The 650-nt window shown below is 64.2% G+C and carries 1 protein-coding gene; it reads left to right on the top strand.

Features of this window, described 5'->3' with window-relative positions:
* On the top strand, positions 1–650 hold a 650-nt coding region (locus QCE69_RS39355), incomplete at both ends, for an ABC transporter ATP-binding protein (protein ID WP_309936160.1).

The following is a 650-nucleotide window of genomic DNA, read 5'->3' as shown; positions in this document are numbered from 1 at the left end:
ATGGCAACCATCAATCTCCAGATCAGCGGTCTGTGCAAGCGTTATGGCGACTTCGTCGCGCTCGCGCCGACCGATCTTGACGTCGCACAGGGCGAGTTCCTGACGCTGCTGGGCCCGAGCGGCTCGGGCAAGACCACGCTGCTGAGCCTCATCGCGGGGCTTGCGCAGGCGGACGGCGGCTCGATCCGCATCAACGGCGTCGACGTCACCGACGGCGCGCCGTACGACCGCGACATCGGCATGGTGTTTCAGAACTACGCGCTGTTTCCGCACATGACGGTGGCGGAGAACATCGCGTTTCCGCTGCAGATGCGCAAGGTCGATGCGGCCAGCGCGAAGAAGCGCGTCGCCGAGGCGCTGGAGATGGTGCATCTGCCGCACGTCGCGGGTCGCTATCCGCGCGAGTTGTCGGGCGGGCAGCAGCAGCGTATCGCGCTGGCGCGCTGCATGGTGTACCGGCCCTCGATCATCCTGATGGACGAGCCGCTCGGCGCACTCGACAAGAAGCTGCGCGATCACATGCAGCTGGAGATCAAGCGCATTCACCGCGATCTGGGCACCACGATCATCTACGTGACGCACGATCAGGAAGAAGCGATGACGATGTCGGACCGCATCTGTTTGATGGATGCGGGCAAGATCGCGCAACT

Origin of the sequence: Caballeronia sp. LZ032 (assembly GCF_031451315.1) — a bacterium.
GTDB lineage: Bacteria > Pseudomonadota > Gammaproteobacteria > Burkholderiales > Burkholderiaceae > Caballeronia.
This window is presented reverse-complemented; position numbering and strand designations above follow the sequence as displayed.